8 protein-coding genes and 3 pseudogenes are annotated in these 14,323 nt (G+C 60.9%); 8 read left to right on the top strand and 3 right to left on the bottom strand.

The window, feature by feature from the left end; genetic code table 11:
• A pseudogene (locus tag LG661_RS19550) lies at positions 1–219 on the top strand (hypothetical protein); the annotation flags it as partial.
• A gap of 151 nt (positions 220–370) precedes the next feature.
• Complete coding sequence (otsA, locus tag LG661_RS19555) at positions 371–1,798, top strand: alpha,alpha-trehalose-phosphate synthase (UDP-forming) (RefSeq protein WP_230533612.1); 1,428 nt, start codon at positions 371–373, stop codon at positions 1,796–1,798.
• A 493-nt stretch (positions 1,799–2,291) separates the two neighbouring features.
• Here otsA and LG661_RS19560 read toward each other — a convergent pair whose 3' ends face one another.
• Positions 2,292–3,029, bottom strand: coding sequence for a sigma-70 family RNA polymerase sigma factor (locus LG661_RS19560; RefSeq protein ID WP_230533614.1), 738 nt, complete (start codon positions 3,027–3,029; stop codon positions 2,292–2,294).
• Positions 3,030–3,500: 471 nt separating this feature from the next.
• Between LG661_RS19560 and LG661_RS19565 the strand changes: the two genes are divergently transcribed.
• The 3 genes and pseudogenes from LG661_RS19565 (at position 3,501) to LG661_RS19575 (ending at position 8,790) form a co-directional block, all read left to right on the top strand.
• Positions 3,501–5,960 (top strand): AI-2E family transporter, encoded by a 2,460-nt coding sequence (locus LG661_RS19565; RefSeq protein WP_230533615.1) that lies wholly within the window; start codon positions 3,501–3,503, stop codon positions 5,958–5,960.
• A 94-nt stretch (positions 5,961–6,054) separates the two neighbouring features.
• Positions 6,055–6,753 (top strand): annotated as a pseudogene (locus LG661_RS19570) (IS6 family transposase).
• Between the two features lie 258 nt (positions 6,754–7,011).
• On the top strand, positions 7,012–8,790 hold the full coding sequence (locus tag LG661_RS19575) for an SLC13 family permease (RefSeq protein ID WP_230533617.1): 1,779 nt from the start codon (positions 7,012–7,014) through the stop codon (positions 8,788–8,790).
• 216 nt (positions 8,791–9,006) lie between these two features.
• On the opposite strand, the gene LG661_RS19580 is transcribed toward LG661_RS19575, so the two are convergent.
• On the bottom strand, positions 9,007–10,212 hold the full coding sequence (locus LG661_RS19580; RefSeq protein WP_230533618.1) for a sensor histidine kinase: 1,206 nt from the start codon (positions 10,210–10,212) through the stop codon (positions 9,007–9,009).
• 518 nt (positions 10,213–10,730) lie between these two features.
• Between LG661_RS19580 and LG661_RS19585 the strand changes: the two genes are divergently transcribed.
• The 3 genes and pseudogenes from LG661_RS19585 to LG661_RS19595 all read left to right on the top strand — a co-directional run.
• Positions 10,731–11,879, top strand: a complete 1,149-nt coding sequence (locus tag LG661_RS19585; RefSeq protein ID WP_230533620.1) for a DUF3616 domain-containing protein — start codon at positions 10,731–10,733, stop codon at positions 11,877–11,879.
• Positions 11,857–12,153, top strand: coding sequence for a PAS domain S-box protein (locus LG661_RS19590; RefSeq protein ID WP_230533622.1), 297 nt, complete (start codon positions 11,857–11,859; stop codon positions 12,151–12,153). The genes LG661_RS19585 and LG661_RS19590 overlap by 23 nt, the downstream gene beginning before the upstream one ends.
• A gap of 12 nt (positions 12,154–12,165) precedes the next feature.
• Positions 12,166–12,579, top strand: a pseudogene (locus tag LG661_RS19595) (HWE histidine kinase domain-containing protein); the annotation flags it as partial.
• A gap of 345 nt (positions 12,580–12,924) precedes the next feature.
• Here the strand turns inward: LG661_RS19595 and lpdA are convergent.
• Positions 12,925–14,322, bottom strand: a complete 1,398-nt coding sequence (gene lpdA / locus LG661_RS19600) for a dihydrolipoyl dehydrogenase (protein ID WP_230533624.1) — start codon at positions 14,320–14,322, stop codon at positions 12,925–12,927.
• Position 14,323: the final 1 nt, after the last annotated feature.

The following is a 14,323-nucleotide window of genomic DNA, read 5'->3' on the forward strand; positions in this document are numbered from 1 at the left end:
GGTAGATCTGATGCCCCGGTGCCGGCTTGGAGGTGTTGGGCTTGCAAGGTCGGAGATGTCCTCTCAGAACGCTACGACAGGCATAATGAAGCACGAGCCGCTGCTGGACGGAGGCTGCCGGGCGCGACTGAGGATATCGAGTACCAGGACGAAGCGGGCGACTGGCACGAGGAAGTCTCTCAAGGGAAGGACCGGCCAGAGACAGACGTCACGGGATAAGGACGGGACCTTGAGCAATGGTTTCGGCCTGCTGGGTCTCGGCCCAGAATGGCCTCTACCAGCTTGATTTGGCTAAGCTCCAGTGCGCGGCATTTGCCACGGTGTTCGTCCTCGGGCTACCCTCCGGAAAGCTACAAGAGGGAACGTGCATTTGCGACGGCTCGTTGTCGTATCCAACCGAGTAACCATTCCAGACACCGGAAAAGCCGCTGCAGGAGGCCTAGCAGTGGCTCTGCACGAGGCGTTCCAGGCCTACCAGGGGCTGTGGTTCGGCTGGAGCGGCAAGGTTTCAGCCCATCCGGCGGCCCAGCCCAAGATCATCGACAAAGGACAGGTGAAGTATGCAGTCATGGACCTGACTTCGCTCGATCGGCAGGAGTACTATAATGGCTTCGCCAACCGGGCACTCTGGCCCATCATGCACTACCGGATCGGTCTGTCCGAGTTCTCGCGGGCTGACTACGCAGGGTACTTGCGGGTGAATCGTAGTTTCGCCAATGCACTGGCCCATCTCATCCAGCCTGACGATCTCATCTGGGTTCACGACTATCACCTCATCCCCCTCGCGAGCGAGCTGCGGGCTGTCGGGATCACCAACCCCATCGGGTACTTTCATCACATTCCCTGGCCCGCTCCTGAAGTGTTTGGAGCTCTTCCGGGAAGCACAGAACTCCTGCGCGTTGTCCCGGACTATGATCTTGTAGGGGTGCAGACAGAGCGGGATGCCGACAACCTCAGACGCAGCCTCGTGCAGGAACTTGGCGCCGCCCACCGCAGGGCAGATCTTCTCGACGTAGGAAGCCGTCGCGTCCGCATCAAAAGCATTCCAATCGGCATTGACGTGAACGGTTTTCAGCAAGCAGCCCAACGCTCTGGCTCAGGCCGACTTCTGAAGCAGACGATTGCCGGTCTGGGAACTCGCAAGCTGATCATCGGGGTTGATCGGCTCGATTACTCGAAGGGCATTCCTGAGCGCATGGAGGCGTTTGAGCGCTTCCTGGTCAGCCATCCGGATCAGCGGGGACAGGTGACCTATCTGCAGATTGCCCCAACCAGCCGCAGCGAGGTGCCCGAGTACGCAACCCTCAGCCGAGCCGTGAATGAGATGCTGGGGCGGATCAACGGCTCCTTGGGTGAGCCTGGTTGGGTGCCGATCCACTATGTGACCAGCACCTATTCTCGCGCAGTCCTCGCTGGCCTTTATCGGCTGGCCCGGGTCGGCCTCGTGACCCCTATTCGGGATGGAATGAACCTGGTGGCCAAAGAATACGTGGCCGCTCAGGACCCGCAGGATCCCGGTGTTCTCATTCTGTCGAAATTCGCTGGAGCGGCTGAAGAACTCACCGACGCACTGATCGTCAACCCGAATGACAAGGTCGAAGTGGCGGAGGCGATTCAGCATGCACTGCACATGAGCCGTGAGGAGCGGGTTGCTCGCTGGCAGGCTATGCTGAAAGTTCTATGGGCTTCCGATGTGTCACGGTGGGCGGCAGCATTTATCGACGATCTGGCCGGCTACAAAACAAGCAGGGTCCGCAGCAAAATTGCGCTGGCCAAGAACGAGAATGATAATCGCTAGGGGGCCGAATAAGGAGCACCGTGGGATCTGTCACAACTCGTTCTTTCCTAGCCTGGCTTGTCGCTGAGCACGTTGGAAGGGATCGGCCAATGTCGGCATTCTCGACAGAGTTCGTTGAGCTGCCCTGAGCAGCAGACAAGCCTACGTCTTTGGCCGTAAACCTCTCCTGCCTTTAAAGCCTATAACATTGCTCTGACTTAATCTCCAACGCAGGCATTTGTTGGCTGGCTTCGAGATCCCGTTTATCGGCCTGCTCCGCCTTTTGTGCATCCTAGGTTCGTGAGCAGGATCATGTCGTCCTGTCCATGCTCGATCCATCGGCAATGATCAGCATATTTCAGGCCAAGGTCAAAGGTTTCACTCCGCTGACCCAAACTTAGGGTCCACCAATGCCGGAGATTTTGGACAGGAGCCCCCTGCCCTTGGGTCTTGCCCAGCCCACGTACAAGATGGCGCACGATATGAAGACCTATGCTCTCGCTGGAAATGTAGCTCATGACAAGCGGCCAGTCGGAGGCTGCAGGAATTGATCCTGCGCGAGGTCACCGGGTTCATAGCCCAGAAGTTCGGCAAGGCGAAGGCGAGCCCGGTTGACCCGGCTCTTGATTGTCCCGACTGGTACGCCGCAGGCCGTCGCGGCCTCTTCATATGAAAGCCCTTGAGCTCCGACGAGAAGCAACGCCTCACACTGGTCGGGGGCGATTTTCCGTAATGCGTCCTGCAGATCCTGGAGATTTAGCCCGTCCATCTGCCCTGGAGTTATGGCCAGCTGTGCGGCATAGGCTCCGTCCGGATCGGCGACCTCGTGAGTGCGCTTGCGGTGCTCCGTGTAGAAGCCATTCCGCAGGATCGTGAAGAGCCACGCATTTAGGTTCGTGCCTGGCTGGAAGAGAGCCCGTTTGCTCAAAGCACGAACTATGGTGTTTTGCACGAGATCGTCGGCTCGATCCGGGCTTCTCGTCAAGGAAATCGCGAAGGCCCGTAGGACGGGTCGAGCCTCCAAGATCCCATTCTGAAACTCAGACAGCTCCGCTTCTCTCCTAAGAGCTAAGTGGCGGTCGATCTTGATCGCCAGAATCCTGAGCGGCTCCGGGATAGGTTGAAGTTCCATCGCTTCGTCAGCAAGGCACAAGTGGAGACCCAAATATTCCTGAATGACGCGCCCCATGGCTGGCCGACCGATAGGTAAAGCGAGATTGTTATGCAATATGGAGAACGAACTACTGAACATTATGCGCTCCGCTGAAACAGGCGGGAGCACACGATGTCTCTCAGCCGCCTGCGCCTTGGGTTCGTGTGCAAGCGGTATCAAGATACATGGGACTGTTCAGCCCCTTTCACAAGAGAGACGCGAACACCAGAGCCTGCTCCAGGATCAGAGCACAGCCTGTCTGCCTCGCAAACGAGGTAAAGCGCGATGGTGCCTGAAGCCTCCTATGGGCGGCAATGCTTTTGAGGGCAGGCGGCCCCGCTGGATTGCACCTGACCAGCAGCCACGTAGAGATGCCCGATCCCCCGCGCGGAGCTGCCATAGGGCTCGTGACCGGTAGAGGCCCTGAGCATGTGGCCTGGATGAGCCGCCATAAACAGCATCCGCTCCTGACGGTCGCCATGTGCGTGGCAGAGCCTGATCGGCAGGAGTCGGATCAAAATTGTCGACGTCGAGTTGTCTTCGGCCCACCGTAGCTGAAAGCGTCGTCCAATGGCTGATCCAGCTCTGCCTCCATCCCCACCAGTCGTGCGGGCAGCAGGGTCTTCTATCCTGACCGCCGGCGGCATCGTCCTGGCAATTGGAGGACTTTACTTCGGTCGGGATGTCTTCATCCCCTTCGCCCTCGCCATCCTCCTTAGCTTTGCGCTTACCCCTCTGGTAAACTGGCTCCGGCGCCTCAGGCTGCCCCGGATCGCTGCGGTGCTTGTTGCCGTCACGCTCGCTTTCATCCTCATCGGCGGCATCGGGTTCGTCGTCGGCCGCCAGCTCGTCCAGCTCGCCAACAACCTTCCGGCGTATCAGATCACCATCACCCAGAAGATCCGATCCTTGCAGCAGTCATTCCCCGGTGGTGGCATCGTTGAAAAAGTCACCACCACCATTGAGGACCTCGGCAAGGAGATTTCCGGTGAAGAGGAGCCGGATGATGCCCAGACAATCCCAGGTGCGCCTGCACTCGGCAGCGGGCCCGCTCCGCAAGAGCCAGTGACGGTCCGGTTGGAGCCTCCTCGATCTAACCCGCTGGGGGTGATCCAGGCGGTCGTCGGCCCCCTGCTCGCGCCACTTGCCACCGCGGGCTTGGTCATCATCTTTGTGATCTTCGTACTGCTTGAGCGAGAGGATCTCCGCGACCGTTTCATCAAGCTGGCCGGGGCCGGTGATCTTCAGAAGAGCACGCAGGCCATCAACGATGCGGCCGCCCGGGTAAGCCGCTATCTCCTGATGCAGCTCGTCGTAAACCTGACCTACGGTATCCCGATCGGCGTTGCTCTCTTCTTGATTGGCGTGCCCAACGCGGTGCTGTGGGGCCTGCTGGCAGCCGTCCTGCGGTTCGTCCCCTACCTTGGACCTTTCTTGGCCGCTCTCTTTCCCATTGCCCTCGCAATCGCGGTTGATCCCGGCTGGACCATGCTGTTCTGGGTCGTGGGACTGTTCCTTGTGGCCGAGCTCGTCAGCAACAATGTTATCGAACCGTGGCTCTACGGCTCCAGCACGGGCCTGTCGTCGCTGGCCATCATCATGGCTGCGATCTTCTGGACCACGCTGTGGGGGCCAGTCGGGCTGTTCCTCGCCACTCCTCTGACGGTCTGCCTTGTCGTCATCGGGCGGTATGTCCCACAACTGGAGTTTCTGGGCACCCTCCTCGGCAGCGATCCCGTGCTCGCACCGGAGGAGCGCCTCTATCAGCGCTTTGTGGCCGGCAACTTGGAAGAGGCGGTTGAGATCGCCGAGGACTATGTCGACCAGCACTCCTCACGTGAGTTCTACGACATCGTGGCCATACCCGCTCTCCGCCTGGCGGAGAATGATCGCCAGCGCAGCACTACGGAGACCAACTATAGGCGGCTCGTCGCCGATACCGCAATTTGCGTCGTACGGGAGGTCGAGGACCATGTTCGGGAAAAAGCCTCTGCCGCCAAGCCATCGAACAAAGAAGTAGGCGAAGGGCGCGTCCCGTTCCCCGAAGAGGCGCGGCCGCAGTCAGTCCTTTGTCTGGCGGGACGCACGGAAATCGATCGTGCGGCGGCCGAGATGATGGCGCAGGTGCTCGAGGAACGAGGCATCGGCGCACACGTCCTGCCGCCGATCTCCGTCAGCCAGGAGGCCCTGGGGCAGCTCGACCTCCAGGGCGTGGACGTAGTGTGCCTGTCCTACCTCCACCCGCAGCCGCAGGTGTATGCTCGCTATATCTGCCGCCGCCTCCGTCGCCGGGCCCCCCACGTGAAGCTCGTCGTCTGCTGCTGGAATCTGGCACCTGGGACACGGCAGACGGAGGATCTTACGAAGCAGATGGCGGCCGATGCGGTGTTTGCCACCCTGGAAGCTTGTGTCGACCAAATGGATGCGTGGGTCTCGCGCCCGATATCGCCTAGCGGGATGCCCCAAATCCTGCCCGACACGGAGCAGGAGCAACTTGCGGCGCTGCACGATCACGGCTTGGGCTCCGCCAGGGGACGACAGTTTAGCGATGCGTCCAGGAGAGTCGCGCAAGCCTTCGGCGCACCAATCGCCCTCGTTTCCATCGTCGGCGAGGGCGATCGGTCACTGCCTGACGCAACAAGCCTGCCGCAGGAGATCCAAGCCGCTGGCCGGCCCCTCCATGAGGGATCGCTCGACGCACATGTGATCGCTGCCAACGAGGTGCTGGTGTCCGAAGATGTGACCAAGGACCCACGATTTTCCGACGATCCGCTTGTGTTGGAGAAGGGCATCCGCTTCTATGCCGGAGCCCCCCTGCGAACTTCCTCCGGACTAACCGTTGGCTCTCTGTGCGTCATCGACACGCAGCCACGCAAGTTCCCGGAGCCGGATCGTCGACGTCTCCAGCAGATGGCGGACGCACTGATGGCCGATCTCGAACATCGATTTACCGAAGGTGGAGGCCAGTCTCCAGACGTCGTTCGAAGAAGCCGTCCATACATGAAACCAAGAGGTAACGAGTTCCGGTAAATCTCCTTTGCAGCTGCTCCTGATCCTGGCTCCGTCGCAAATCGTTCAGTAACTCAGTTCGGTCTACGCATCCGACAAACTCCGGAGGTGTATGATGTTCAAAGGCCGTCACTTTGATCGCTCAGTGATCATGCTCTGCGTTCGCTGGTACTTGGCTTAAAACCTGAGTCTGCGAAATCTTGAGGAGATGATGGAGGAGCGAGGCATCTCCGTCGATCACGCGACTATTCATCGCTGGACCATTCATTACGCGCTGCTGCTGCTGGAGCAGTTCAACCGGCGCAAGTGAGCCGTCACCGGAAAGTGGCATATCGACGAGACATACATCAAAGTCCGAGGCCAATGGCGGTATTTCTATCGCGCGATCGACAGCAACGGCGACACCGTCGAGTTCTGGTTTAGTGAGCCGCGGAATCTGACGGCTGCCAAGCGGTTCCTGCGCAAGGCACTCAAGCGGCATGGTCGGCCCGAGCGGGTTGTGATCGACGGCAGCCAGACCAACCGAGAGGCCGTTCTGAGCTGCGATACGGAAAGCCGGCTCCAGGATCGGTCAAGACGCAACCTGAAGCCGATGCGGATCCGACAAAGTCGCTACCTCAAAAGTCGCATCGAACAGGACCATCGCACCATCAAACGCCGAGTTTGACCGATGCTTGGGTTCAAATCAACGGCGTCCACACGAGTAATCTTGGGTGGGGTCGAGATGATCCGTAAGGCCTCGCCGCTGAAGCCATGGGCTGAGGCGGGGGCAAAGAAGAGCATCGCGGCGGCAGGGAACGCCCACACTGAATGAGGCACCAATCTGCTGAGCTTGAACATGCCTCTGCTTTCCGCCTTCAAGCAAGCTGAGATCCTTGGGCGGGGCCAATGATAACAGATGTCGTAGGACAAAGCTCCGCGAATGGTGCTACATAGTATCAGACCTATTGTAACGTAGGCATCAGGCTCCTGCGAGTATAGAACCCCTGCACTGTGCGAACAGGACAGCAGGACCAATCGGATCAGGAAGTGGCGCGTTATCTCTCTCCACTCCATGATCGTGGACGGAGAGATGACGCAGGACCAGGCCATTGCCTTCGCCATACTGGCCGGAATGATGGCATTGTTCGTGTGGGGACGGCTGCGCTATGACCTTGTCGCCGTCCTGGCTCTCCTGGCTGCGGTGTTCACCGGCATCGTCCCACATGAGGTAGCTTTCTCCGGTTTCGCGGACGACATCGTCATCATTGTCGCGAGCGCGCTGATCGTCAGTGCGGCGGTCGAGCGCTCCGGTGTGATGGAGGCGGCCCTCCATCGGGTCTCGCCTTATATCACGTCGGTGCAGGGCCAGATCGTGGTTCTCGTGGCGGTGGTCACTATCCTGGCCGCCTTCGTCAAGAACATCGGCGCACTGGCGATGATGATCCCAGTCGCATTCCAGATGGCGCGGCGCTCAAATGCCTCGCCCTCGTGTTTTCTCATGCCGATGGCATTCGGGTCGTTGCTTGGGGGCCTGATCACCCTTATTGGCACGTCGCCCAACATCATCGTCTCTCGCGTGCGCGAGGACTTGACGGGTCAGCCTTTCGGCATGTTCGATTTTACCCCGGTCGGCCTCGGCCTTGCGGCGGTTGGCGTGGCGTTTCTGGCCTTCGGCTACCGGCTTCTGCCCGGCGGTCGCAAAGCCGCTGGGACCATGGACGAGGCGATCAATCTCACCGATTACATGACGGAAGCTCGCGTTACGGCGAACTCACCGATGATCGGGAGGACGGTCAGCGATCTGGCCAAGGTCTGTGACAGCGAAGTTCTGGTGACAGGCATCGTTCGGAACCAGACTGAGCATACGACGCCTCTGCCGGATGCTGTCCTTCGCAAGGATGACATTGTTCTCCTGAAAGGCGATCCGGAGGCGCTTGAGCGGGCGGTCGCCCGCGCTCACCTGGAACTCGAAGGGCACGACCGCCCCACGCAAGGCAAGGGGGCAGGTGAGGAGATCGGGGGAATCGAGGCGGTCGTTGGACCGACCTCAATGCTGATCGGTCAGACTGCCAAGCGCATAGCGTTGCACGAGCGCTTCAACATCAATCTCCTCGCGGTCAGTCGTAGCGGCGAGCAGTTCACGGAACGTCTGCGCGACATCACCTTGCAGACCGGCGACGTCCTGGTGCTGAAGGGTGATCTTACCCGGCTTCCGGACAAGCTGAAGGAACTCGGTTGCCTGCCGCTGGCCGAGCGCGAGATCCGCCTCGGTAATGTCCGGCAGGGTCTCGTCCCCGTAATGATCCTGGGTGGTGCCATGGGGCTCACGGCCGTCGGGGTGCTGCCCGTCGCCACCGCCTTCTTCACCGCCGCCGTCCTGATGGTCCTGCTTGGGGCCCTGTCGCTCCGGGAGGCTTACGAAGCTGTCGATTGGCCCATTCTGGTGATGTTGGGAGCCCTGATTCCGGTCAGTGAGGCGATCCGCACGACCGGTGGCGCCGATCTTCTGGCCGGATGGCTCTCGCAGCTTGCCGGCACCCTTCCGTCCTACGGCGCGCTGGCGCTGATCATGGTAGCGGCCATGGCCGTGACTCCCTTTCTGAACAATGCGGCGACGGTGCTGGTGATGGCTCCCATCGCGGCAACCTTTGCTGGGCAGCTTGGCTATAAACCTGACGCCTTTCTCATGGCGGTCGCGGTGGGTGCCGCCTGCGACTTCCTCACGCCCATTGGACACCAATGCAACACGCTCGTGATGGGACCGGGCGGATACCGGTTCGGCGACTACTGGAAGCTGGGATTGCCGCTCTCCTCCATTGTCATTCTGCTCGGCGTGCCGCTCATCCTGCTCGTATGGCCGCTGACCTAGAGTATCGTGCGGAAAAGTGGATTCGGTTTTCCGCACTCAACGATGCTCTCATCATAAGAGAAAGCATCGGATGGGATCCCAAAAGTGCAAGTCCACTTTTGGGTTCGATGCTTTAGCCAGCAGGATTGTTACGCCCCGATAGCGGAAACTGCACTTCAATTTGCGTCCCCCGATGCCCCTTACTCGCCAGGGTGCCGTTAAGACTTTNTCGATGCTTTAGCCAGCAGGATTGTTACGCCCCGATAGCGGAAACTGCACTTCAATTTGCGTCCCCCGATGCCCCTTACTCGCCAGGGTGCCGTTAAGACTTTGGGCCATGCCCTCGATCAGGCGCATGCCCATGGACCCTTGGCGCCGAGTGGCAGGAAGGCCGACGCCATTGTCCTCGATGGAGAGAAGCACGTCGCCCCCCTCCTGGTGCAGCCCGACGCGAACCGCACCCCGCCGCTTGTCGGGAAAGGCATGCTTCAGCGCGTTGGTGATCGCCTCGCCGGCAATCAGGGCCACGTTGATGGCACGATCGACATCCAACGTAATGTCATCGGCGTCGCTGATCAGTTCGATGCGCTGATCCTGCGGGCTCCGGAGGTGGCCGAAGTTCTGGCATAGCTCCGTCAGGTAGCCGGCCATGTCGACCGACTGCACATCGTTGCTGTCCTGCCGATAAAGAAGCTCGTGAATGCGGGCAAGGTGATCGAGCCGCTGAATGGCATTTTCCAAGGCTTCCGAGACACCGGAATCGCCCTGGCGTGCCATCTGAAGGCGCAGCATCGAGATCGCCATGGCGATGCTGTTCTTGGCCCGGTGATTGACCTCGTGCAGCAGAACACTCCTTTGACCGAGAAGCTTGTCCTTCTCCCTGACGCTCTCTGTCAGGACGCCCTCCAGGGCACGTCTGCGGTCCAGTTCGGTCTGCAGTTCCTGGGTTCGTTCCCTAACCCGGCTCTCCAGCACCACGTTCAGGCGCCGGGCGCGGCGCTCGGCCCTGACGCGCCGGGTGATGTCCCAGAACGACGCGAAATGCTGGATCACGCGGCCCTGGTCGTCGTGGACAGGGCTGACGAACTGTGCCGCCCAGACCTCCCGGCCGTCCTTGGCTCGAAGCGGGACCTCGAGGTCGAGGGGCTCATCAGCCATCATGGCAGCCCGGATGTGCCGCTCCACCTCAGGATCGGTATCGGGACCTGCAAGAAAGAAGTAGTTCTGGCCCAGGACCTCCTCGCGGGAGTAGCTGAAGAGGTCGATGAAGGACTGGTTCACATAGACGATGGGATTGCCGCTCACCGTGGGGTCGGTGACGACCATGGGCATGCGGGTGGCCTCGACTGCCGCCACGAAAGGGCCGCCGCCGCGCTGGAAGGCATTGATCCGATCTTCGGCTCGTCCCTGATCGGCATCGGTGGATTGTGGGTCAGGCTCCAATTTCTCATGCTCCCGGTTGCCGCCCTGGGTTAATGCCCACGAGCCAGGCTCGTTCATTGATACCATACGCCTCGGCCGCAGCCGAAGCTCCCCAACAGGCACGCTGCGAGGTTTGTCGGCTCGTTCAGGGAGATCCTGTCGAGTCCGATCTCGAAGGCCTGATCCCGCATCGTGATGAGGGTCAGCGCCTCAGCGCCGAGGCGACCAGGTCTATCGCGCCACGGCTGCCAGGTCCCTGGTCAACGATATCCCCGAGGAAGATCACGTGGGGCTCCTGTCTGCGGCGGTGAGTTCGCTGACACGAAATTCGGCCGCCGCCTGTTGAATGGAGTGGCCTTCTTCCAGGATCCGGCGGATCATTCTCGCCCGACCACCGGAATGTCTGTTGTGGGTCAGCAGCAGCTCTCAAGCGGGGTGGCACTAAGGTCCGCTTACGCCTAAGAAACCGACCAAGGTCTTTGTCCGATGTGGCGGATCCAGGTAAGAGCCTGCAGACATCGAGCCGAAGGAGGGCTCCCGTGAAGGCTCGTGCGTTGACAATCCGCACCACCAATGCCTCAGGAGCCCCCGTGCCGGACACCAACCCCGCTGACGCCGTTCACCAGATCCCCCTCACCTTCTCCGACTGGAGGCCCCTGCGGCACGTGGAGGATCCGCTGCACAAGGACCTCTCTGCCGTGGCGCGGATCGGTGACTGCCTGTTTCTCGCCTGTGATGAGACCGCAAGCGTAGAGCGCCTCCGACGCCTTGAGGACGGCAGCTTCGGGGACCACCAGCATGTCGCCCTGGACACGCTGGTCGACCTGCCGGCTGGGGCGGACGGCGAAATGGACATTGAGGGGCTGTGTGCGGCTGAGGGCTTCCTCTGGATTGTGGGATCCCACTCGCGTAAGCGCTCGAAACCCAAGCGCGACGAGAACGACCGTGATCAGGCGCTGCAGCGCATGGAGGGGATCGAGCGCGAGCCCAACCGCTACTTTCTAGGGCGCATCCCCCTCTTCGAAGAGGCTCCTGGCCGGTTTGCCCTCGCCCGGTCAGCAGGTGAGCGGCAACCCGCATGGCTCAAGCTCGGCCAAAGGCACAGTGCGCTTGAACGGTGGCTCGCAGCAGACCCGCATCTCGCCCCCTTTCTAAGTATCCCGTCCAAGGAGAACGGTCTCGATGTGGAGGGGCTAGCGGTTCGTGGGAACCGGATCTGGCTGGGGCTGCGCGGTCCCGTGCTGCGCGGCCATGCCGTGGTCCTCGACCTGGAGCTGGAGCAGAAAGGGCCGGACCGGCTGAAAGCCCGCCGGATTGATGGCGAGCGGCGCTATCGCAAACACCTGCTCGACACCCGCGGCTTAGGGATCCGCGACATGCGGCTTGATGGGGACGATCTTCTCATGCTCGTGGGTCCGACCATGTCTCTCGAGGGACCAGCCTTCGTCCTGAGGTGGCGGGATGCGATTCATGATGATGTCTCAGGAGTGATTGATCCCGAGCGGATCGAGACCGTGGCCGAGCTGCCGTACCGGCTGCATGTGGATCATCCTGAAGGGCTCGAACTCTGGCCGGAGGCGGGCCCTAGCGCCCTGCTGGTCATCTATGATGCCCCTGCTCCAGAACGTGTCGACGCTGAGACATTCACGGTACGGGCTGATGTAATTGGCCCGGGTCGAACAGGATAGGGCCAGCGCTGAGTACCCCCGCGAAGACTGCCCAATCGACCAAGCCTTTCCCGAGAGCAATCAGACGCAGGGCGAGGAGGTCTTCATCCACAAGGGCGGCAGCTTGTTACCCGTTGCCTTCACCGCCAGCCCGATCCGCGACGAGCAGTCCCAGACCATCGGGACGATCGTCGAGGTGCGCGACATTCGCCACAAGAAGGAGGCGGAGCGGCGGCAGGAATTACTGACCAACGAGTTGAACCACCGGGTGAAGAACACGCTTGCCACTGTCTAGTCCACTGCTGCCCAGACGCTGCGCAACGTCTCTTCGCCGGAGCAAGCCAGGGCCGATCTTGAGGCGCGCCTTCTCGCTCTCTCGCGGGCTCATAACCTTCTAACACGGGAGAATTGGCAAGGAGCCTCGCTGCGCGAGGTCGTAGCGCAGACCACCGCATCATACAGCAATCTTGGAGAAAACCGCCTGTCAGCTATGGGGCCGCAAGTCAGGCTTTCTCCCCGCATGGCTCTTGCACTGACAATGGCCCTACAGGAGTTGACCACCAACGCTGTAAACTATGGAGCACTGTCGAACGAGGCGGGCCAGATCAGGATTTGCTGGTCCATTGGCGGCTCAGACACTCCCCATCTGGATCTGCGTTGGGAGGAGCACGGGGGCCAGTGGTTTCGGCTCCGACGCGGCGGGGCTTTGGCTCCCGCCTGATCGAACGCAGCCTCGCCGGCGATCTAGGCGGTTGCGCGAAGATGGAGTTTGCACCTAGCGGACTTGTTTGCACGGTCATTGCCCCGCTGTCTGCCGATGAGATCGTTCTATGGTGATGGTATCGACCCCTTTGACCAGTATGCCCACGCTCCCAGGCATCCGGGGGCCGTAGGGGATCGCTCCTACAAAGCCACCTGAGGGCCTTGGCAATCCGACCTTCAGACTTGCCTCCATAGCCGTCTGTAGCAGGCCAGCAGATCATATCAAATATTCGAAGCATTCCATTCCGCTCGTTCCCGTGCCTACAAGGGAGCGGAATAGTCGCAAAGTAATGGAGGAGTCCCGTCAAAAGTGGAGTTCGCGCCCCAGACCTTTGAGGGCTGCTTCCTGGAACGCTTCGCCCTGCGTCGGGTGCGCATGGATCGTACCGGCAATATCCTCGAGACGCGCACCCATCTCAAGAGCCAGACCGAACGCAGCGGCGAGTTCGGACACACCTTGCCCCACCGCCTGAATCCCCAGCACCAGGTGATTATCCGCCCGGGCGACGACGCGCACGAAGCCGTCCTCACTTTGTTTGGTCATTGCGCGGCCACTGGCGGAGAAAGGGAAAAGTCCGACCCGAACCTCTCCACCTCCCCTATGCGCCTCGTCCGGGGCTAGACCGACGGCGACGATTTCCGGATCGGTGAAACATACGGCCGGAATGGCCCGCTTGTCCCAGCCTCGCTTGTGACCGGCGATGATCTCGGCCACCATTTCACCCTGAGCCATGGCGCGGTGGGCCAGCATCGGCTCGCCGGTAACATCGCCGATGGCATAGATCCCGCGCATCGAGGTCTCACATCTCTCCCCGACCCGAATGAAGGGGCCGTCCATGTCGAGGGCCAGTTCCTCTATCCCCCAGCCCTGGGTGACAGGCTTGCGGCCGACCGTCACGAGGACTCTGTCCACGGCCAGCGGTATCTCCCTACCATCCGCAGCCTCCACCAGCAGCGCATCGCCAGCTCTCGCCAGCCCTTTAGCCTTTGCGCCGGTCAGAACCTCGACTCCAAGGGTTCGCAGCCGTTTTCCGACCCGGCGGGTCAACTCCGCATCATACAGCGGCAGGATGCGATCCTGCGCCTCGACGATAGTCACCTTGGCTCCCAGCTTGGCGAATGCCGTTCCGAGTTCCAGGCCGATATAGCCGCCACCGATCACCGCAAGACTCTCAGGAACCGCAGTCAGCGACAGCGCCTCTGTGGAGGAAATCACGCGCCCGCCAAACGGCAGGTTGGAAAGCTCGACCGGGGCAGATCCCGTGGCGATCACGATATTCTCGGCTCGGATGACCTGCCGACCTGTTTCTGTCTCCACCTCGACTGTCTTACCGTCACAGAAGCGGGCCCACCCGCCAACCATCTTGACCTTCGCTCGCTTGAGCAGCGCCGCCACTCCGCCGTTGAGACGACCGACAATGCCGTCCTTCCACTCGATGGTTTCGGATAGACTAATCTCGGGCGTCGCCGTCCTGATTCCGAGCGAGCTCCGGCCTGAAGCCAGATGGACGATCCGGTCATATTCCTCAGCTGCATGGATCAGGGCTTTGGAGGGGATGCAGCCTACATTAAGACAGGTTCCGCCGGGCTTTCTGGCATCGACGATCACCGTGTCGATCCCTAGCTGCCCCGCCCGAATCGCGCAGACGTAGCCACCTGGCCCCGCTCCGATGACGAGCAGCTTACAGGAAATGTCCTTCATC

Source organism: Microvirga roseola, from assembly GCF_020866965.1.
GTDB lineage: Bacteria > Pseudomonadota > Alphaproteobacteria > Rhizobiales > Beijerinckiaceae > Microvirga > Microvirga roseola.